Consider the following 18,473-nt stretch of genomic DNA (forward strand, 5'->3'; position numbering starts at 1 on the left):
AACTATTGTGACAGTTAACATTTTGAGCCTGTTACTCCAATAAACGAATTTTTCACATGAAAGTAATATCATAATGCAACCTCATGCTAGCGTTGTATAATATCAACTTAGCGCAGGCGTCCACTTCGACTCCTGAGGGATTAGCATGATCTGAAGATCCACTTTGACAAGTGTTTTTCTTTTCAAAGTTAGCTGAAGAGCATGCCCCTCGGAAAGCGAAGTGGGCAAGCCGTAGCGGTTGATACGCTCATAATAACTGTCAAAATTACCACGTCAGTTATTGCGCAGTATCTTCCTATTGTGCAATAAAAAATCCGAAGCTAATTCAAATTCTTATTGAATTAGCTTCGGATTTTACATTTAAATTCTTCTGGTTATTACCGATGCTTATGCAGTGATATATTGCTTAAGTTGCTGCCATTCTTCGGTTGTTAAGGTCACGCCTTTTCCCATTTTTTCATGATCTGGTGACCAGTCACGGATGTCATACTTTGGTTCTCGCTCGTTCCAACTAATTAGATTCACTTCTTTCTTCCAGCCTGACGAGGATTCGGATAGAACTGCTACATGTTCGATTATTTCAAATTTTATTCCTGCCACTTGAAACACCTCCTATTCTCTTGATTATCTCCTATTTAATCTTCAGACACAAAGCTATTAATAAATTACCTATATGATCTGTTACCATAAAAATCTCCCTTTTTCTTCTTATATCATTATTTTATATGAAGAAAAGGGGAGATACAATTTTAGGTTAATTTCTGCTTGTTTTTCATTTTTTCTTTAACGTATCCAATAAAATCATCTGCTTTCTGCTCTGGTGCTTTCGTTAATAGACTAATAATGATAAACAGGATAGTCGAAAACAGAATTCCCCAAAGACCAGACTTCAAGCCAAATAATAAACCTCCGGTTGCTTCTATTAAGATCACAATGATGCTACTAACGGATACACTGACAATCACTCCAGCAGCAGTACCTTTTTTCCAGAAAAAAGTACCAATAATGGCTGGTACAATTACAATTAAACCTGCCGACGAAGCAACTGATAAGACAGCAATTAAATCTAGTTGTAATTGTGCAAATAAAAAGGCTAATACGGCAATCACTGGGATTACCACTTTTCCTACCGCTAATTGTTTCTTATCATTCGCATCTTTTTTTATATTACGATAAACATCTCTTGAGAATAATGAAGATAACGTTAATAGAATCGAATCAATAGTAGAAATAGCAGCTGCCATAATACCCACCATAACAATCACACCTAATACTGGTGGAACCAAATCTGACGATAATAACATCGGTGTAGCTAAGTCGGCATTTTCAAGATTTGGAAATAAAATAGATGCCGAAAAGCCCCACACAACAGATACAATTGTATAGATAAGTCCAAAAATCAAAAAGCCCAATAGCATATGTCTCATGCTCTTTAATGAAGCGGGCATAAATAACCGTTGACTGACTTGCGGATTTGAAATACTAAAGAAAAACCATGGTATGGTTAAACCTAAGAAAGTCCAAAAGTTAAAGAATCCATTTCCAGGGACAGCTAATGCCTGAGGGTTATTCTCTTCAATCGAAGCAAAGAACCCACTTATCCCTCCGAGACCATTTACAATCATGATCACTACAATGGTTGATGTGATTATCATTAGTAATGATTGAAGTGAGTCTGTCCAAACAACAGAGCGAATACCTGCAATATATGAGAATACGAGCGCTAATATTGTTGCAATAATAACACCTGTTGTAAATGGAATCGCATCATTCGTTACTCCTTGCAGTAAGTAACCAATTCCTGTTAATTGTACTGCACTATACGGAATTAGAAATATACAACTTGAGATGGCTGCTACTACTGCTACCCATTTATTTTGATATCGATCCCCTAACATTTCTGAAGGTGTTACATAGCCATACTTCTTCCCTACCAACCAAAAACGAGGGCCAAAAATTGCTACAAGGGATACACCCATAAAATAAATAATTTCAAAACCAAACGCGCCAATTCCCCCGTTATATGTTAAACCAGCTAAACCTACTAGCATAAAAGCACTGTAAGTAGTGGCACTATAACTTAATGCCGAGACAAAACCATTCAGTTTTCTTTCCCCTAAAAAATAGCCAGACATACTGTTTTGTTTACCATTGCGTGATAAAAATGCGATGACAATAGCAATAACAACGTATATCGCTATTGTCGCCCAAACTAATGTGGTACTCATTCCTCATCCCCCCAACTTTTCGTTAACAAGTAATTTACCAAAATAATCAAGATAGCCAGAATCGTCCATAATAAAAAGCTACCATACCATTTGGTAACATTACTTAAAAAGGTATAGGGAATAATATAACCTAGAAATACAATAATCAATATAATAAGTCCCCATGTTTTTTCTTTTTTATTCACTAATTTCACCTATCCTTTCGTGGTCATGACTTTTATTATACACATTATATTACATGTGTAAAGACACTTGTAAATAAAAAAATAGTTACTTATCTTAGAAAGTAACTATTTTTAGTAAAACCTCTATTCTTTTCGATCGGGATCGTTTTCCTTTAATACTTCTAAGGCAGAACGTTTCTTTTTCTTTCTCCACCGTTTAATATAGATCGTAGGTGCTTCATAATCATCCGAAGCGGTAATATCACGGTTGGAAGCTTTCATGAATGACCATGCCAACAAGAACATTATAAAGATTAGAGGAAATCCCCCAACAATACTTGTAGTCTGCAAGGTATCCAATCCACCCAAAAACATTAACGAAAGTGGCATAATGCATAATGAAAATGCCCAAAATAATCGATTCCAACGTAATGGTTCATCTTCCACTTCTTTCTGAACGACAGATGCTAGTATGAAGGAAGAAGAATCAAAAGTGGTTGCTAAGAATATGACGGCAAGTATTGTAAATAAACCTACTAATAAATCTGAAAATGGCAATTGAGCGATAATAGCTATAATCGTCGCAGCTGGACCAAACTCATTCATATAACTAATGGCATCAAACCCTCCAGTTAATTGTAAATATAATCCAAAGTTGCCCATGATCCCAAAGAAAAGAACACAACCTAATGTACCGTAAACCATCGTACCAAATATCATTTCACGAATAGTTCTCCCTCTTGATATTCGTGCCACAAACAAACCTACAAATGGTGCATAAACAAGCCACCACGCCCAATAAAATACAGTCCATCCTTCTGGAAATCCCGTTTCTGAAAATCCTCCTAAATTACCAAAAGGTTCAGCCCATGTAGCCATTTTAAAAAAGTTATCTAATAATATTCCGACCGAATTAAATGTCGTTTCTACAATAAACCTTGTCGGTCCTACTACTAAAATATATGCCAAAATAAACAAAGCCAGCCATAAGTTAATATCACTTAAAAGTTTGATACCCCGTTTTAACCCGGAATAAGCACTAACAGCAAAGATCGTTGTACAAACTAACATGATGACAGCTTGCACCCATAAAGTTACTGGTATTCCTGTAAGATGGTTTACCCCTTCTGCAATCATTGGTGTACCTAATGCTAATGTAGTACCTGCTCCACCTAATAGTCCAAATATGAAGAGAATGTCAATCAATTTACCAAGTGGCCCATCTACCCATTTACCTAATACCGGCCGTATCGCTTCACTTACTTTTAAGACAGGTTTCTTTCGTACATAATAGAAGTAGGCAATTGGCAATGCTGGTAACGTGTAAATAGCCCAAGCAATTGGACCCCAATGAAATATGCCATATGCCGTTGCCCATTGAATTGCTTCCTGTGATTCCGCTTCTACTCCAAATGGAGGCCCTTGATAATAGTAGACCCATTCTATTACAGACCAATACAGAATACTAGAACCAATTCCTGCAGCAAATAACATAGCAGCCCATGAGAAGGAATTAAATTCTGGCTTTTCTCCTTCATTCCCTAATTTCACATGACCGTTTTTACTAAAAGCGACATATAATAAAAAGGAAAAAATGACCAGTCCCATCACTAAATACAATACACCAAAATTAGTCGTCATAAATGTATTTGCCATACCAACAAATTCTTTACCTAATTCAGGATAGCGAATAAGTGGAATTGTTACTACTAATAATAAAACAAAGGCTCCAATAAACGTTGGCCAATCAATTAATCGTTGTTTCATGAGATCATGCCTTTCTCTCTAGACTAGTTTTAAGTTACCCAAAATCCGAAAAACTAATTAAGAAAGGTGATTCTCTATTCATGCAAAAATTAGAAAAAGACAACATTATAGTTGCCTTTTTGAATCAGTTATTCTTTTTATTCTGATTACTTATATTTCTGCGTATGTAAATATTCCACCAAATTAACGCAACTGCAATGATCAAGATAACAGCTAATGGAACGTGTATAATACCTGTTAAGTCCAATATCAGCAATAAAACTAATATCGTTAATAATGGTATTCTTATTTTATTATAGTTCATATGATCCCCCTCTAAACCGCTTTCAGCTTAATTATATCGTATCATAGAGTGATACTAAATTATACTATTTTCTTTATCGAAATTGGATTAGTCGCTTGTTTACTTCTGGAATCACATATTCCACTAATAAATCGATTGATTTTTTTATTGATGTAAAATCTTGCCCGCCAAAATCAACTTGTGCATGAAATCGATCATGTTTAAAAAGTTGTGATTGGTAGACAATCTTTTCAACTAGTTGCTGGGGAGTACCTACAAACAGTGAAGACTCCTTACTTGTTATGTATTCAAGATCAGATCTGGCTGCACCCATGGCACCACCAATTCCTTGTTGGGTTAAATGTTTCCAATAATTAGCGTAATAAGGATAAAACTCATTCATTAATTCTTCTTTCGTTTCACGGATAAAGGTATGTCCTGCTATAGCAACTTGTGGATGTTTACCGGTAAACGTGTGACGATATCTTTCAATTAAAGGTAAATATTTTTTAGCAATACCTCCTATCATGACAACGATTAAGCCACATCCGTTTTTACCTGCTCGTTCGGCACTTTCAATTGTACCCCCTACACCAATTGCTACAGGTAATTTAGCTTGCAAAGGACGCGGTGCAATTTGTGCATCTGTTAAAGACGGCCTGTAATTACCCTCCCATGTTAGAGTTTCCTGTTCATTTAAGCGTAAAAAAAGATCTAAATGTTCTTCAAACAGTTGGTCATATTCTCTTTCATTATAACCAAATAACGGAAAGGACTCGACGAAAGCTCCTCTACCTGCAGTAAATTCAACACGACCGTTCGATAACAGATCAAGTGTTGCAAAATCCTCGAATAATCGAACAGGATCAGCAGTATTTAATAGTGATGTTAGAGCTGTTAATTTAATATTTTTGGTTCGTTGTGAAATAGCAGATAACATCATTTGTGGAGAGGATACCGCATAGTCTAAGCGGTGATGTTCACCGACCCCGAATATATCAATACCTTTTTGATCGGCATATTGTGCCATTTCAACAATCATATCAACTCGATTGGATACTTGAATCGTTTGCTTTGTTCTTGGATTCTCTAGTAACTCAGCTAATGTATAGACCCCAAATTCCATTTCTTACTTCCTTTCTATGCTAAAAATTGCTCCCAATTGGTCCAAGGATGTTCGGATGGCGGATAAGATACCACCTTTGTTTCTTCTTTTCGAATGGGATGGATAAAACCTACTTCATGTGACCATAAAGCAATCTGCTGACCAGGTTTATTGACTTTGTTTCCGTATTTCTGATCACCATATAAGGGAAAACCGCGTGATGCAAATTGAACCCGAATCTGGTGGGACCTGCCCGTAAGTAAGTTGATTTTCACTAAGCTTAACCCATTGCCACTCGCTAACACTTGATAATCAAGCATTGCTTTTTTTGCCTTTTTATTTTTCTTAGACGATACACCAACAATATTTTTCTGGACATCTTTATATAAAAAATCAACCAAATGATCTGTTGGTTTTGGTACTCCTCTCACTACAGCAAGATAAGTTTTGGTAAGTTCATTTTTTCTAATACTATCGGATAACCGTGATGCCGCTTTAGATGTTTTGGCAAAGACCATGGCACCACCTACTGGACGATCCAATCGATGAACAAGTCCTAAATAAACATTGCCAGGTTTTTGATAACGTATTTTTATATCTTCTTTTAAAATCGATAGAAGATCTTTATCATTGCTTTCATCCAATTGAACTGGAATATTCACGGGTTTTTCAACCATAAGCAGATGGTTGTCTTCGTGCAAATTTCGAATCTTCATAGTAAACTCCTTTAGAACCGGTGTTGTTATTATCTTAACACAATTAGTTAAAGCAATGCCTGCTTTCAATTCTGTTGAATAAAACCACAGAAAGGGAAAGACAGCAAGAGCAGATATCAATCACCCGTTGCTATACAATATCTTCCTGTAATGCATAAAAACCCAAATGATATTCAATCATTTGGATTTTTATAATTTTAGAATTCTGTTTTAACTTTCAGTTTTGTGTTATTCGACAATTAGTGTGGCAACCATATCGTCGTGTCCTGCACCACACATAACACTACATCTTATCGTATATTCTCCAGGTTCCAGCGTCGCAGAAGCAGAACCTTCAGAGTCTATTTGAATATCAGTTCCTTCCACTTCAATACCATGGAATCCTTCTTCATTTGAAAGGTTTACAGTTACTTCACCTGCAGGCACTGTATATTCTTCCTGATCAAATTCCCAGTTCGATGCTTTTATATCAACCACAGCTCCATCTCCACTGGCTGTATCTCCTGTATCACTTGAAGACCCTTCATCATCACCGCCCCCACAAGCTGCTAATATAAGAACAAGTAATAATGTTGCTAAGCCTAATAGTGTTTTTTTCATGATTTTTTCCCCTTTCTAATCCTTAAAGTATTTTTGCTATTCTTATCATAATCCTTTTCCTAAGAAAAGGGTATGATTTAAATCACATATAGAGTGTGATATTGCTCACTATCTCCAAAATCAAAATAAATTATGCTTGAAGCAACCACAAAATAGATAGGAGGTTTCAAGATGAGTCCAATTGAAAAAAGCCATTCGATGTCTGGAACAATTGCCTCTGTCACTATTGTTGCACTAGTTATCATTTTAATGTGGGCAGGGGTTTTCGCTATCTATATGGATAGAGTGTAATTCACTACTTATTATACCGATAAGTAACTTTTTTTATCTAGTATTACGTTACCTTTTTCACAAAATTTTCATAATTAAAGGAGGGATTTATTTATGAACAAGGGGAAGTTAGAAGAAATTTGGATGACAGTAAGTATTGGTGTGTTAGTTATTTTCATGGTAATCGTTGGTTACCAAACGTTTGCATTGGGAATGGGGCCACCGAGTAACAAGGAAGTGATTGATCCCCAAAAGGTAGACGAAACTGCACCTTTTGACAATCCTGGATTAAGTAACTCAGGCAATAATAAATACGAATTAGTAATGACTTTAGAAGCTTTTGCATTTACTCCAGGGAATATCGAAGTACCTGTAGGAGCAGAAGTTGAATTTACGATGACTTCAAAAGATGTTTCCCATGGTGTCCAAATTCCAGGTACCAACTTAAATGCAATGGTATTACCTGGTCACATTCAAAAAATTACACAAACATTTAATGAACCTGGAGAATATCTCGTATTGTGTAATGAGTATTGTGGGGCTGGTCATCAAGCAATGTTTACGACGATTATAGTGAAATAAGGAGGGATCAACCATGGAACAGGCAATAGATTTTAAAGGAAGAATAAAAAGTAAATTAGGCGTTAATCCACAAGATGCAACCATATCACTCACCTACTTTACGATATCTTTTGCTACATTATTAATTGGAGGGATATTAGGATTAATACAAGGACTTGAAAGAGCAGGACTGTACCAATTACCGGCAGGATTTAACTATTATCAAGTGTTATCAGCACATGGCTTACTATTATTAGTTGTTTTTACCGCAACATTTACGATGGGTTATCAACTAGCAAATCTTTCCCATTCCTTTGACGGGTTATTGCCAAAAGTGAGAAAAATGGTATGGATAGGTATCGTGTTAAAGCTGATAGGTGTTGTCTTAAGTGTGACAACGATAGTTTTAGGAGAGGCTTCTGTACTTTATACATTTTATCCACCATTAGCAGCACACCCTATTTTTTATGTTGGTTTAGTATTCCTAGTATTAGGAATATGGGCAGTATCATTTGGAGTGATGATCAACTACCGTTATTGGCGAAAACAGCACCCTAGCCAAACCACTCCAATTCTTGCATTTTTTGCAATGGGGGTTTTTGTATTATGGTTCTTCGCAAGCCTTGGTGTTACCATCGAAGTCTTTATGATCATACCATGGGTACTAGGTTGGATAGAAACCATCAATGTTATGGTCACAAGAACATTGTTTTGGTGGTTCGGTCATACTCTGGTAAATATTTGGTACCTTGTTGCAACATCTGCCTGGTATGTAATCGTACCGAAAATTATTGGCGGAAAACATTTCAATGAAAAGTTAATCCGTTTAGTAATTATACTTTTAGTTGTTCTCAATATACCTGGAGGATTCCACCATCAAATTATTGATCCAGCGATTTCTATTTCGATCAAGTTTTTACATGTATTTATGAGTTTGTCGATTGCAGTTCCATCATTAATGACAGCTTTTGCCATGTTTTATGTATTAGAGAAAGCAGGTCGTAACAAAGGTGGTAAAGGACTTTTCGGATGGTTGAAGAAATTACCTTGGGGAGATGTTCGTTTCCTTGCACCAATGATTGCGATGATTTCCTTTATCCCTGGTGGAGCAGGAGGGATCGTTAATACTAGTAACCAAATGAATCAAGTTATTCATAATACAATGTGGGTTGTGGGACATTTTCATATAACCGTCGGGGTTTCTGTAGTTCTCACTTTCTTCGGCATTTGTTATTGGTTAATTCCGCATTTATCGAAACGACAACTGACACCTAGAATGAATAAAATTGGCGTGATTCAAACGTGGATTTGGACGATCGGTATGGCGATTATGGCGGGATCGATGCACTTAGCAGGCTTAATAGGTGATCCACGTCGAACATCGGACACAACGTATGCTGGTCATGAATCAGCATTAAGCTGGCTTCCTTATGAATTTGTCTTCGCAACTGGTGCCACTCTCTTAATGATCGGTGTCATCATTCAAGTCTATGCAGTATTTAATATGATGTTCTTTGCACCTAAAGGTACAACAGAATTTCCTGTTGCAGAGCCTGAAGAAGACCAGCCAAAAGTACCAATGTGGACAGAACGCTGGGGATTGTGGGCAATTGTCTTACTTGCGGTTGTAGCAATGGCATATGTCATCCCAATCGTCGATATGATTGTCAATGCACCTCCTGGATCTCCGCCGATACGTACGTGGTAATAATGAAATAAATCTATTCAAGAGGCTATTGTCCGTTATTACTGCATTCATTCTGAATATATGGTAATAACGGACAATTAAGTATTAAGGTGGTGAACAAAGTGACCAAACATGAACGTATAGCTTTAATGGTCGTGTTATTACTTGGATTAAGTGTTTTGACAATTGGGACAGATGGTTTTCAGGCATTCACGGAAGAACAAGCAAGAACTAATCAATTAATAAGTGAACAACCTTACTTACCTAAAGTAATATTAGAAGATAGTAAAGCACGAACTTACAGTATGCAAGAGCTTCAACATAATAAATATTTGTTTATAACATTTATGTATACCAATTGTGCCACCGTATGTCCACAACTCGAGCGGAATATGCAAGAAGTATATCAACAGTTACCAGATACAATGATTAAAGAAAATATCCAATTCTTAAGTATTAGCTTCGATCCTGAAAATGATGATCCTAAAACCTTAGAAAAATATAGAAGTTATTTTGACAGTGATGGTGAATCTTGGCGAATGGCTCGAATTAATGATAAAGATGAGCTAAATAACTTATTGGATGAACTCGGAGTGATTGTAATACCAGATGATTATGGTAACTTCCAACACAATAGCGCATTTTACCTGGTGAATCGTGAAGGATCATTAATTGATGTAATGGACAATACCGAAATCGATCAGGCAGTGGAAAGAATTAAATCTGAGATTGGAGGCGGCTCTCTATGAAACAATTAAAATATGGAATTATATTGTATATCTTTTTAATCTTGCCTCCGGTTGCGAATTTATTAGAATCGATTATGATTTTTCATATGCATACACAGATGCCCTTGCTCGTTTTTACAGGATTTTTGATCGCCCCATTTTCACAAAAGAAATTCGCTCATTTTTTTGATAAATGGAATCAATCAGGCGTTCCAGGAATTGTACTAGTGATTTTAATTTGGTCTTATTGGCAACTCCCTCGGGCAATGGATGATGCATTAACGTATAATGTAGTTGAATATTTTAAGTTTATAAGTTTACCCCTCTTAGTAGGAGTGCCTTTACGTGACAGTTGGAAAAAGCTCAAGAGTACTGGTCAATATATTTTTCTTATCTTTATCTTTGCGACTTTAGTGATTACTGGGTTCATCTATATCTGGATTGATCAACAAATATGCAATAACTATTTAATCATTGAACAACAGACATTGGGATGGGGTTCTCTTGCAATGGCTGCCTGTTTGTTACTGTATATTGGGTATCGCTTGTTTGAAAATGATGAAGCTTTTTAAGAAATTAGTATTTATACAAGGCTGGCCATTCTCATCAGGTAATATCCTCCTATGTAAACCTCTCATAGTAATTTAATTACTATTATAGTAAACTAATCCTCAGAGTATAAGAACAACTGGAGGATGACAACATGTATTTTCGCAAATGGATGATTATGTCTATATTAATTTTTCTGATCCTAACTGGGTGTGGTACGGAAGCGGACAAAACATTTGATGATAATGAGAATAACTATTCTGCTGCTGATCCATCCACAGCCGAGGAAGAAACTAATATTGATAACGAAGACTTTACTGATGCCGAGGTCAAGCGTGTAGTAGACGGTGATACTGTAAAGATTCAAATAGAAGGAAGAGAAGAAACTGTTCGACTTTTATTAGTAGATACTCCAGAAACCAAACACCCAAACTTACCCGAACAGCCTTATGGTCAGGAGGCAACTGATTTTGCTGTGGAAAAGCTCGCTGGAAAAACGATACAAATAGAATATGACGGACCGAAGCGTGATCACTATGATCGTTTGCTCGGCTATATATGGGTAGATGGTGAGAATTTTAATAAGATGTTACTCGAAGTAGGATTAGCTCGATATGCTTACGTCTATGAACCTCCTTATACCCACCAGAAAGAGTTGAAACAAGCAGAACAACAAGCAAGTGAATCAGGAATTGGCATTTGGAGTGAAGATAATTATGTAACCAATGACGGTTTTAACCATCAGGATGTAAGTTCCAAACCTAATACAAATAGCGATCAAGAAGATGTTTATTATGCTAAGTGTGCAGAAGCACAAGAAGCTGGGGTAACTCCTCTCTATGAAGGTGACCCAGGGTATGGAATTCATATGGATGGTGATCGTGACGGTGTAGCTTGTGAATAGCGGTTATTTATTTTATACCCGTTTTATTGAACATATTTTGAATCTTACTTGCATTCGTTACGAACATCGATACATGTAAATATAATAAAGATGTTAGCATTCCAATCAAAATAACTCGTTTAAGATCAGGTAAATAGATATGACGAAGATCAGGCAACACAAAGAAACATACAGCAACGATTATTCCAAATAACACAAAGCATAATAGCTAATAATAAGAATAAGACCATCTCTGTTTAAACCCTACCATGTATCTGTCGATAATAATTGAAATAGGTATCCTACCAATAAATAAAGAGGTGTAGAGTAATAAGCATACATGATAAATAAACTAGGGAATCCTTCGTAATGTACATTAGGACTTCTTTGCTCCACTGGTATATACATGATTCAAGCAAGGACAATTGCAAATAGTATGATGGATAACATGGTGGTTATAAAACGATTCATTTTATCAATCTCTTTCCTCGTATGTTATAAAACGATTTTGTAGTATTTACAATCAAATTTTTCACACAATTTAGTGGCTTTCCTTTTATTTCGCTAATCATCTTGATCGATTGTTTAATCATAACTGGATGCGTCATTTTTCCACGAAAAGGTCCTTCGAATTGCCAAGGTCCATCTGTTTCTACCATTAATAACTCCAACGGGTATTGTCTTATAATTTCCTGTATTTCATTCTCATAGAGACAATCCGGTGTAATGGATATTTTATATTTATTTTTCATCATCCTTTGCAGAGTCGAAGCAGAACCTTTAAACCAGTGGAAATGAGCTATTTTAATATGATGTTTTTCTAAGAGATCACACACCAATTCAGCATCTTCATAAATGGCATGTAATACAACCGGCAGATCAAGTTCTTTAGCTAAAAGGATAAATCGTTCTAAAATTTCAAGATAGGGTTGAAGATTAAAATGAGCATCTTTTTTTCTTTTATAATAAGGAAGGCCGATCTCTCCAATAGCAACCAGATCATGGTGATGCCTACGAATCAATGCTTCTATTTCATCTAATTCTGCTTTACCAGGTATAGATTGTTCTGGATGCCATCCAAAAGCGGGATGAACATGTTCATTCCGAGACGATAAATCCCACACCTTTCGACAACTTTCCAAATCACTGGATACCGCAATCAACCCACTAAAATTGTTTTGTCTTAAGTCATCAAGAATCTGCAGTTGTTCTTCACGCTTGTACCAGTCAAGATGAATATGTGCATCAATCATCCAGCTCACCTCGTAATGTTTGATAAACTGCTTTTTTTACGTCTAGAAATTCTGAAGTTAATGTTAGTTCTCCATTTCTGGGACGATCAAATGCTATATCAAACTCTTTGATAACTTGTGCTGGCTTTGATCCTAAAACTAGAATTCTGTCAGATAAAAAGATTGCTTCTTCAATGTTGTGTGTAACAAACAAAACAGAAGGGCGCTCCTCATCCCAAATAGACAATAGCCATTTTTGCATCTCTAATCGTGTGAATTCGTCCAATGCTGAAAAAGGTTCATCCAAGCAAATAAAGGGTTGTGGGCTTAAAATACTTCGAATAAATGCAACACGTTGACGCATACCACCTGACAATTCATGTGGATAAGCATCTATATAATCTGCAAGTCCTGCTCGTTCTAGCATTTTTTTTGCTTTCTCTTTATCTGGTTTTTCGAATAACTCTACACCAAGTGTGACATTTTCTAAAATGGTACGCCAAGGAAACAACGATGGTGTTTGCGGCATATAACTTATTGAACCCTTTTGACCACTAATTTCATTTCCATTTAAACGAATCGAACCATAATCTGGCTTGTATAGTCCACCGATCAGGTGAAAAATCGTACTCTTTCCACTACCAGATGGTCCAAGTAAGGATACAAATTCGCCCTCTTTTACGTGGAATTGCAATTGTTCGAGGATTGGTTGTGAACCAAAGCTTTTAGAGAGCTGCTCGATTTCTAATGTACTCACCGTTTTCCCTCCTCACTTGGTCGCCATTTCAAAATTAATCGTTCTGCAGTAATTATCAGACTAAAAAAGATTAAGCATAAAATCATAATGAAAAAAATCGCTACAAATACACGATCTGTACGAAATGACGAGGATGCTAATGTCATATAAACTCCTATACCTTGATTGGCACCAAGCCACTCTGAAATAACGGCACCCATCACACTATACGTAGCCGAAATTTTTAATCCTGAAAATAGCTGTGGAATAGCATGAGGCAATTCCAGTTTGGTAAAAATTTGCCTATTTGTCGCACCTGCCATTTTCATATAATGAATGAGTTCTGGATTTGTTTGCTTCAAACCATCTATGGTTGCTACTGCAATCGGGAAAAAACAAACTAAAGTAATAATTAAAAGTTTAGGAGTAATACCAAAACCGAACCAAATAACTAACAAAGGTGCTAGAACAATAATAGGTATGTTCTGCGATAAAATAAGAAGTGGATATAATGCCTCTCTTATTCTTGGTACAAGGTGAAGTAGAATTGCTATAAGTAGACCAACTGAAACTCCTATAGCAAAACCGCTCCCTGTCAATGTAATTGTAGACAAGATATGGTGATTATAATTATGCCAACTTGTAAAAGCTTCTTGTACTATTGTTGTTGGTGCAGGAAGAATCCAAGTAGGTATTTGTAATAATCTACTGGTTATCTCCCAAATAGTAAGAATGCTCACAATGACAATGATTGCTGAATATGACTTTTCAAACATAAACATGCTCCTATTTTATTGGACACTTTTTGACGTTTACTGGACACTTTTCATGTTTTGTTGGACACTTTTTTACGTTTATTGGACACTTTATAAGGTTTATTGGACACTTTTCAGCATTTACTGGACACTTCTAACATATTAATGATATTTTGCTGTTAATTCACTCATCGACGCTTGATTGTCTGCTCGTGAATATATCTTGATTTGTGAAATCACACTGGGACAATCCAGCTCATGCATACGGTTGTTCATTTTTTCGATAACGACAAGCAATTGAGGTAGTTCACCCTCCATTGTTGTTTCTAAAGGATTTACTTGATATTTAACGCCTGATTTTTCAATGATTTTGATTGCTTCATCAACAAAAGGGATCGAGTCTTCTCCTTTTGGTGTTTTAGGAATGATTTGAATGCTAACTAAAGAATTTGCCATGGATATTCTCCCCCTCTATTCTGGTAAAAATTCATTTGTAAATGCCGCTTCGACATCTAATTCACTTTCTAATAAATCATTCTCAAACATCCATTCTGCATAATTACGCCATACATCTTCTGTTTGAATGCCCCATTGTTCTGCATCATCCTGATATTTTGGTGAAAGCCACTCTTGACTAGCATGCACTAATTCCTCATCCAAATCTGGTACTTCTACTACTAGAATATCTGCTGCATCACTTGGATTCTCGATGGCAAATTGATAGCCTTTTTCTAACGCTGCTACCATTGCACTCACTGTTTCCGGATTTTCTTCTATCATAGTTTCATTGGTTGTGATAACAGGAGTATAGTAATCTAGCTTCTCAGAATAATCTGTTAGATAAAGCATATCTAATTCAACGTCTCTCAGTTCAGCCTGGACACCAGTCCATCCATAATAAATCCACGCAAAATCAACATCACGTTCCACTGCAGTAAAAAAGTCTGTATTTCCCATATTGATAATCTCAACATCTTCAACCGATGCATCTTCTTGTTTCATTAAGGAATCAATGACAGCTGCTTCCACTGGTGCACCCCATCCTCCATACGTTTTACCAGCAAAATCTGCTGGTGATGTGATACCTTTTTCTTTAGGAGCAGCAAATCCTGAAGTGTTATGCTGAATTACTGCGGCAATCGAAACAATTGGAATGTCCTGAACACGTGCTTCTGTCACTGCTTCTTGTGCACTTATTCCAAATTGAGCTTTTCCGGTTGCTACCGTTTGATCTGCACCAGCTTCACCTGGCATAACGATTTCAACATCTAAGCCTTGCTCTTCAAAATATCCTTTTTCCTGTGCTACATATAGACCGGTATGATTGGTATTCGGTGTCCAATCCAGAACAAAGGTAACTTCCTCGAGCTCTTCCGCTGAATCGGAATTTCCGCAAGCAGTTAGAAGAAAACTAAAAATAATGAACACAAAGCCTAATTTTTTCATTTTTATCCCCCTATTATTTTTCTGTATTTAGAGGAACATACAAGAAAGCGCCCTAGACAAATTGCCTAGGGCGCATAAAGATTCAGTTATCTTATATGTTCCCTACGCTGGTTCTAACCAGATCAGGTTCTAAGGGTCAGCATCTTCACGGATACTCTCTCAACCGGCAACACCGGTCCCCCTACATGTTTATTATTGAATTGCTACTTTCTACTTTGACATAGATTTTGTATTTCATCAAGTCTTTTTAACTAAAAAGGTATTAGCTATGGATTTTACTAGCAACTTCTACTAATCGTTTTGCTTGATGTTTAACAGCCGCTTGTACATCTTCTACCATGGAGCCATCTTCCTGGCTTTGAGTCACACTTGTGCCATACGGATTTCCCCCACTGGCAAAAATAGAATCATCTGAATAGCCTGGTGGTACAATAATGGCACCCCAGTGCATCATGGCGGTATATAAATTTAAAATGGTAGCTTCTTGTCCTCCATGAGAATTAGAAGCAGATGACATTGCACTTACGACTTTGTTGACCGTTTTTCCTGTTGCCCAAAGACCACCTTGCATATCAATAAATTGTTTCATTTGCGATGGTAATGTACCAAAACGAGTTGGTGTGCTGAATAAAATGGCATCAGCCCATTCTATATCTTCAGAAGTTGCAACAGGAACATCTTTTGTCTCCTCTAAATGTTGTTTCCAGCCCGGATTGGATGCAATCGCTGCCTCTGGTGCTGTTTCTTCCGCACGCACTACTTTCACTTCAGCACCAGCATCTTTTATTGCCTCTTCTGCCCATTTTGCAAGTTGGTAATTCGTGCCTGTTGAACTGTAATATACTACTGCTACCTTAACCATGTATAAATACTCCCTTTCTTATATACTTTCAAGTTTTGATTTGCCCAGTATTCTAATAATTTATACATTATCTCGAAACTGAGATATTTTTAATGATAGCACCTTATTATCTCATTTTCAAGATAATCGCTCAGTAAAAAAAAGAGCCCAATAGCTCTTTTTTTACTTTACTTGAATATTTGAACTAATATAGGAATTGTAACGCATGACATTTCCCTCTGGATAATAATCAAATCGAATCTCTGCCATTTTCCCTTTTAATATCAATTCACCCTCTGGTGCCATCAAACTCATCGCCATCACAGATTGAGGCTGAGCTTCTTTTATTTTGTTGATAATCTCCTCTTTTTTACCTTCATCTGTAGTATCTATAAGCACTTCGTCATTTAAGATCACTTCTAGACGATGATACCTTTGCTCCGGGATAATCATTTCTGAAAAAGGGACATTAGCAACTGGTAATTGTCCGCCCTCATTTTCGCAATTTTGTAGGTCGAACGATAACGTTTCTTCTTCAGTTAGATAGTATTCAAATTGCTCACATGCAAATTCTCTTACGGTCTCTTCTACACCATATTCGTCTTGAGTTGCATCAACAAATACTTGATAATTCCCATCTTTATATTGAATATTGTGATAAATAAGATCACCTTCTGTGGTGTGTCTAACCAGTCTCAAGTTCGAACTTTTTTCATTTTCTACTTTTTGTCTGAACAATTCTAACTGAATCAGATTCGCATAATCTCCATGAGTTTCGACAAGATCATGTTCATTATCAATCACTCGCTCGATAGTAATAGCTGCACTTTGCCCTGGATAGGACTCAGCAACCGCTCCATGTGTCACCGCGATTTTTTCCCCAATAGTGAAAGATTCTGCTAAACTATTCTCAATATCCTCTATATTAAAAGAAATAGCATTTCCAGCCTGCTGATTAACCTTTTCTGCAGCAATTTCATCGAATGGTTGATCTAATTGTTTTTCCGTTACTAAGATACGATTCTCCTCTGTTTTAGCAACATAACCTGTCATTACATCTTCTGATGGATCTGAGGGTGCTTGTGACTCTCCACTGGTATTTCCATCATTCGAAGCAGTACCACAAGCAACGATCAATAATAGCACAAAAACACCAAGAAAATACTTCATTCGAACCGACCCCTTATGTTTATTTATCTTATTTGTCGCTTATTTGTAAAAAAGGTTACACTTTCAAATAAAAATATTGTCTACATCTTGAAGGATTCGAGCTCCTCAAATGGTGTGTTCCAATCGATTCGATTCATAGGACTTTGTTTTGCTAATAGAAAAGGTACTAGATACCTTTTATTTTTTTTCACATATTTCGGTTCCACATTTACAGCTATAAATTGTCGTCCGAGTGCATATCCATTTATGAATTCCTGCCAACTCCTGTAACTTCGTTGTAAAAATGAAACACCTTTTATTAGATAGGATCGGAGTTGATCTTCGGTCAAATATTTAACTTTAAAACCTGCTACAGCAAGCAACAAATAGTTCACCATATCTATTGCTAAAATTCCGCCTTGTGGGATATGATACATTTTTTCGTGCATCATTTTTAATCGAAGGTAGTCTTCATTCTGATCAGACCTATTTGCTAATACTGCTTCTCGATTTGAATAAGGAATTAACCTTAGCTGGTTCCATAATAGATTAAATTCCTGTCGCTCGCCTTCTGTATATAACGATTCTAATATTCTGTCTAGGTCTGCTTTATTGTTAATGTTTAATTCCTCACATAATTGTTTACTCTCGCTTTTTCTAAGAGGAAATAAACCTAAGCTTTCTAACATAAAGCGATCTTCCCGATAGTGAAATGAGATAATAGCATAAACAAATTCCATATATTCCTTCGACAATTGCACTACCCCCGCACC

22 protein-coding genes and 1 riboswitch are annotated in these 18,473 nt (G+C 36.5%); of the genes, 6 read left to right on the top strand and 16 right to left on the bottom strand.

Annotated features, from left to right (window positions below; genetic code table 11):
* Positions 1-387: 387 nt before the first annotated feature.
* The 8 genes from BUC25_RS00005 to BUC25_RS00040 form a co-directional block, all read right to left on the bottom strand.
* A complete protein-coding gene (locus BUC25_RS00005; protein WP_073198484.1) occupies positions 388-600 on the bottom strand; it encodes a YdbC family protein in 213 nt (70 codons plus the stop codon).
* Positions 601-749: 149 nt separating this feature from the next.
* Entirely contained in the window at positions 750-2,228 is a 1,479-nt protein-coding gene (locus BUC25_RS00010; protein ID WP_073198486.1) for a sodium:solute symporter family protein, read from the bottom strand.
* The gene (locus BUC25_RS00015) at positions 2,225-2,413 is read right to left on the bottom strand and encodes a hypothetical protein (protein WP_073198488.1); all 189 of its coding nucleotides are present in this window, start codon (positions 2,411-2,413) and stop codon (positions 2,225-2,227) included. Before BUC25_RS00015 ends, BUC25_RS00010 begins: the two co-directional genes overlap by 4 nt.
* Before the next feature lie 123 nt (positions 2,414-2,536).
* Positions 2,537-4,159 (bottom strand): BCCT family transporter, encoded by a 1,623-nt coding sequence (locus tag BUC25_RS00020; protein ID WP_073198490.1) that lies wholly within the window; start codon positions 4,157-4,159, stop codon positions 2,537-2,539.
* 124 nt (positions 4,160-4,283) lie between these two features.
* A complete protein-coding gene (locus BUC25_RS00025; RefSeq protein WP_073198492.1) occupies positions 4,284-4,463 on the bottom strand; it encodes a hypothetical protein in 180 nt (59 codons plus the stop codon).
* Positions 4,464-4,536: 73 nt separating this feature from the next.
* A complete protein-coding gene (locus BUC25_RS00030; protein ID WP_073198494.1) occupies positions 4,537-5,568 on the bottom strand; it encodes an LLM class flavin-dependent oxidoreductase in 1,032 nt (343 codons plus the stop codon).
* Positions 5,569-5,582: 14 nt separating this feature from the next.
* Entirely contained in the window at positions 5,583-6,263 is a 681-nt protein-coding gene (locus BUC25_RS00035; protein WP_073198496.1) for an RluA family pseudouridine synthase, read from the bottom strand.
* A 228-nt stretch (positions 6,264-6,491) separates the two neighbouring features.
* Positions 6,492-6,863, bottom strand: a complete 372-nt coding sequence (locus tag BUC25_RS00040; protein ID WP_073198498.1) for a cupredoxin domain-containing protein — start codon at positions 6,861-6,863, stop codon at positions 6,492-6,494.
* A 171-nt stretch (positions 6,864-7,034) separates the two neighbouring features.
* On the opposite strand from BUC25_RS00040, the gene BUC25_RS19055 reads away from it, so the two are divergent.
* From BUC25_RS19055 to BUC25_RS00065, 6 genes are all read left to right on the top strand, one after another.
* A complete protein-coding gene (locus BUC25_RS19055; protein WP_139251734.1) occupies positions 7,035-7,154 on the top strand; it encodes a cytochrome c oxidase subunit 2A in 120 nt (39 codons plus the stop codon).
* A 93-nt stretch (positions 7,155-7,247) separates the two neighbouring features.
* Positions 7,248-7,715, top strand: coding sequence for a cytochrome c oxidase subunit II (locus tag BUC25_RS00045; protein WP_073198499.1), 468 nt, complete (start codon positions 7,248-7,250; stop codon positions 7,713-7,715).
* A gap of 13 nt (positions 7,716-7,728) precedes the next feature.
* Positions 7,729-9,402, top strand: coding sequence for a cbb3-type cytochrome c oxidase subunit I (locus BUC25_RS00050; RefSeq protein ID WP_073198501.1), 1,674 nt, complete (start codon positions 7,729-7,731; stop codon positions 9,400-9,402).
* Positions 9,403-9,503: 101 nt separating this feature from the next.
* Complete coding sequence (locus BUC25_RS00055; RefSeq protein WP_244535092.1) at positions 9,504-10,130, top strand: SCO family protein; 627 nt, start codon at positions 9,504-9,506, stop codon at positions 10,128-10,130.
* Positions 10,127-10,681 (top strand): hypothetical protein, encoded by a 555-nt coding sequence (locus BUC25_RS00060; RefSeq protein ID WP_073198503.1) that lies wholly within the window; start codon positions 10,127-10,129, stop codon positions 10,679-10,681. Before BUC25_RS00055 ends, BUC25_RS00060 begins: the two co-directional genes overlap by 4 nt.
* Before the next feature lie 131 nt (positions 10,682-10,812).
* Positions 10,813-11,562: a thermonuclease family protein gene (locus BUC25_RS00065; protein WP_073198505.1), complete on the top strand. Its 750-nt coding sequence runs from the start codon at positions 10,813-10,815 to the stop codon at positions 11,560-11,562.
* Positions 11,563-12,008: 446 nt separating this feature from the next.
* Here the strand turns inward: BUC25_RS00065 and BUC25_RS00070 are convergent, their stop codons facing one another.
* The 8 genes from BUC25_RS00070 to BUC25_RS00105 form a co-directional block, all read right to left on the bottom strand.
* Complete coding sequence (locus tag BUC25_RS00070) at positions 12,009-12,803, bottom strand: TatD family hydrolase (protein WP_073198507.1); 795 nt, start codon at positions 12,801-12,803, stop codon at positions 12,009-12,011.
* On the bottom strand, positions 12,787-13,530 hold the full coding sequence (locus BUC25_RS00075) for an ABC transporter ATP-binding protein (RefSeq protein WP_073198509.1): 744 nt from the start codon (positions 13,528-13,530) through the stop codon (positions 12,787-12,789). The genes BUC25_RS00070 and BUC25_RS00075 overlap by 17 nt, the downstream gene beginning before the upstream one ends.
* Positions 13,527-14,285: an ABC transporter permease gene (locus tag BUC25_RS00080; RefSeq protein ID WP_084543290.1), complete on the bottom strand. Its 759-nt coding sequence runs from the start codon at positions 14,283-14,285 to the stop codon at positions 13,527-13,529. Before BUC25_RS00080 ends, BUC25_RS00075 begins: the two co-directional genes overlap by 4 nt.
* A gap of 141 nt (positions 14,286-14,426) precedes the next feature.
* Complete coding sequence (locus tag BUC25_RS00085) at positions 14,427-14,720, bottom strand: MTH1187 family thiamine-binding protein (protein WP_058308065.1); 294 nt, start codon at positions 14,718-14,720, stop codon at positions 14,427-14,429.
* Positions 14,721-14,735: 15 nt separating this feature from the next.
* The gene (locus BUC25_RS00090) at positions 14,736-15,710 is read right to left on the bottom strand and encodes an ABC transporter substrate-binding protein (RefSeq protein WP_073198513.1); all 975 of its coding nucleotides are present in this window, start codon (positions 15,708-15,710) and stop codon (positions 14,736-14,738) included.
* An 82-nt stretch (positions 15,711-15,792) separates the two neighbouring features.
* Positions 15,793-15,903, bottom strand: a riboswitch (TPP riboswitch).
* A gap of 69 nt (positions 15,904-15,972) precedes the next feature.
* On the bottom strand, positions 15,973-16,572 hold the full coding sequence (wrbA, locus tag BUC25_RS00095) for an NAD(P)H:quinone oxidoreductase (RefSeq protein WP_073198514.1): 600 nt from the start codon (positions 16,570-16,572) through the stop codon (positions 15,973-15,975).
* A gap of 162 nt (positions 16,573-16,734) precedes the next feature.
* A complete protein-coding gene (locus BUC25_RS00100) occupies positions 16,735-17,721 on the bottom strand; it encodes a DUF3221 domain-containing protein (RefSeq protein WP_073198515.1) in 987 nt (328 codons plus the stop codon).
* Between the two features lie 80 nt (positions 17,722-17,801).
* Complete coding sequence (locus BUC25_RS00105) at positions 17,802-18,455, bottom strand: DUF1266 domain-containing protein (protein ID WP_211619535.1); 654 nt, start codon at positions 18,453-18,455, stop codon at positions 17,802-17,804.
* Between the last annotated feature and the right edge of the window lie 18 nt (positions 18,456-18,473).

Source organism: Gracilibacillus kekensis (assembly GCF_900143085.1).
Classification (GTDB): Bacteria; Bacillota; Bacilli; order Bacillales; family Amphibacillaceae; genus Gracilibacillus; species Gracilibacillus kekensis.

What these genes read in the sequence shown, in the direction of transcription:
- BUC25_RS00010 (WP_073198486.1), bottom strand. Translation starts at nt 2,228, where the DNA reads ATGAGTACCACATTAGTTTGGGCGACAATAGCGATATACGTTGTTATT.
- BUC25_RS00020 (WP_073198490.1), bottom strand. Translation starts at nt 4,159, where the DNA reads ATGAAACAACGATTAATTGATTGGCCAACGTTTATTGGAGCCTTTGTT.
- BUC25_RS00025 (WP_073198492.1), bottom strand. Translation starts at nt 4,463, where the DNA reads ATGAACTATAATAAAATAAGAATACCATTATTAACGATATTAGTTTTA.
- BUC25_RS00030 (WP_073198494.1), bottom strand. Translation starts at nt 5,568, where the DNA reads ATGGAATTTGGGGTCTATACATTAGCTGAGTTACTAGAGAATCCAAGA.
- BUC25_RS00035 (WP_073198496.1), bottom strand. Translation starts at nt 6,263, where the DNA reads ATGAAGATTCGAAATTTGCACGAAGACAACCATCTGCTTATGGTTGAA.
- BUC25_RS00040 (WP_073198498.1), bottom strand. Translation starts at nt 6,863, where the DNA reads ATGAAAAAAACACTATTAGGCTTAGCAACATTATTACTTGTTCTTATA.
- BUC25_RS19055 (WP_139251734.1), top strand. Translation starts at nt 7,035, where the DNA reads ATGAGTCCAATTGAAAAAAGCCATTCGATGTCTGGAACAATTGCCTCT.
- BUC25_RS00045 (WP_073198499.1), top strand. Translation starts at nt 7,248, where the DNA reads ATGAACAAGGGGAAGTTAGAAGAAATTTGGATGACAGTAAGTATTGGT.
- BUC25_RS00050 (WP_073198501.1), top strand. Translation starts at nt 7,729, where the DNA reads ATGGAACAGGCAATAGATTTTAAAGGAAGAATAAAAAGTAAATTAGGC.
- BUC25_RS00060 (WP_073198503.1), top strand. Translation starts at nt 10,127, where the DNA reads ATGAAACAATTAAAATATGGAATTATATTGTATATCTTTTTAATCTTG.
- BUC25_RS00065 (WP_073198505.1), top strand. Translation starts at nt 10,813, where the DNA reads ATGTATTTTCGCAAATGGATGATTATGTCTATATTAATTTTTCTGATC.
- BUC25_RS00080 (WP_084543290.1), bottom strand. Translation starts at nt 14,285, where the DNA reads ATGTTTGAAAAGTCATATTCAGCAATCATTGTCATTGTGAGCATTCTT.
- BUC25_RS00085 (WP_058308065.1), bottom strand. Translation starts at nt 14,720, where the DNA reads ATGGCAAATTCTTTAGTTAGCATTCAAATCATTCCTAAAACACCAAAA.
- BUC25_RS00090 (WP_073198513.1), bottom strand. Translation starts at nt 15,710, where the DNA reads ATGAAAAAATTAGGCTTTGTGTTCATTATTTTTAGTTTTCTTCTAACT.
- wrbA (WP_073198514.1), bottom strand. Translation starts at nt 16,572, where the DNA reads ATGGTTAAGGTAGCAGTAGTATATTACAGTTCAACAGGCACGAATTAC.
- BUC25_RS00100 (WP_073198515.1), bottom strand. Translation starts at nt 17,721, where the DNA reads ATGAAGTATTTTCTTGGTGTTTTTGTGCTATTATTGATCGTTGCTTGT.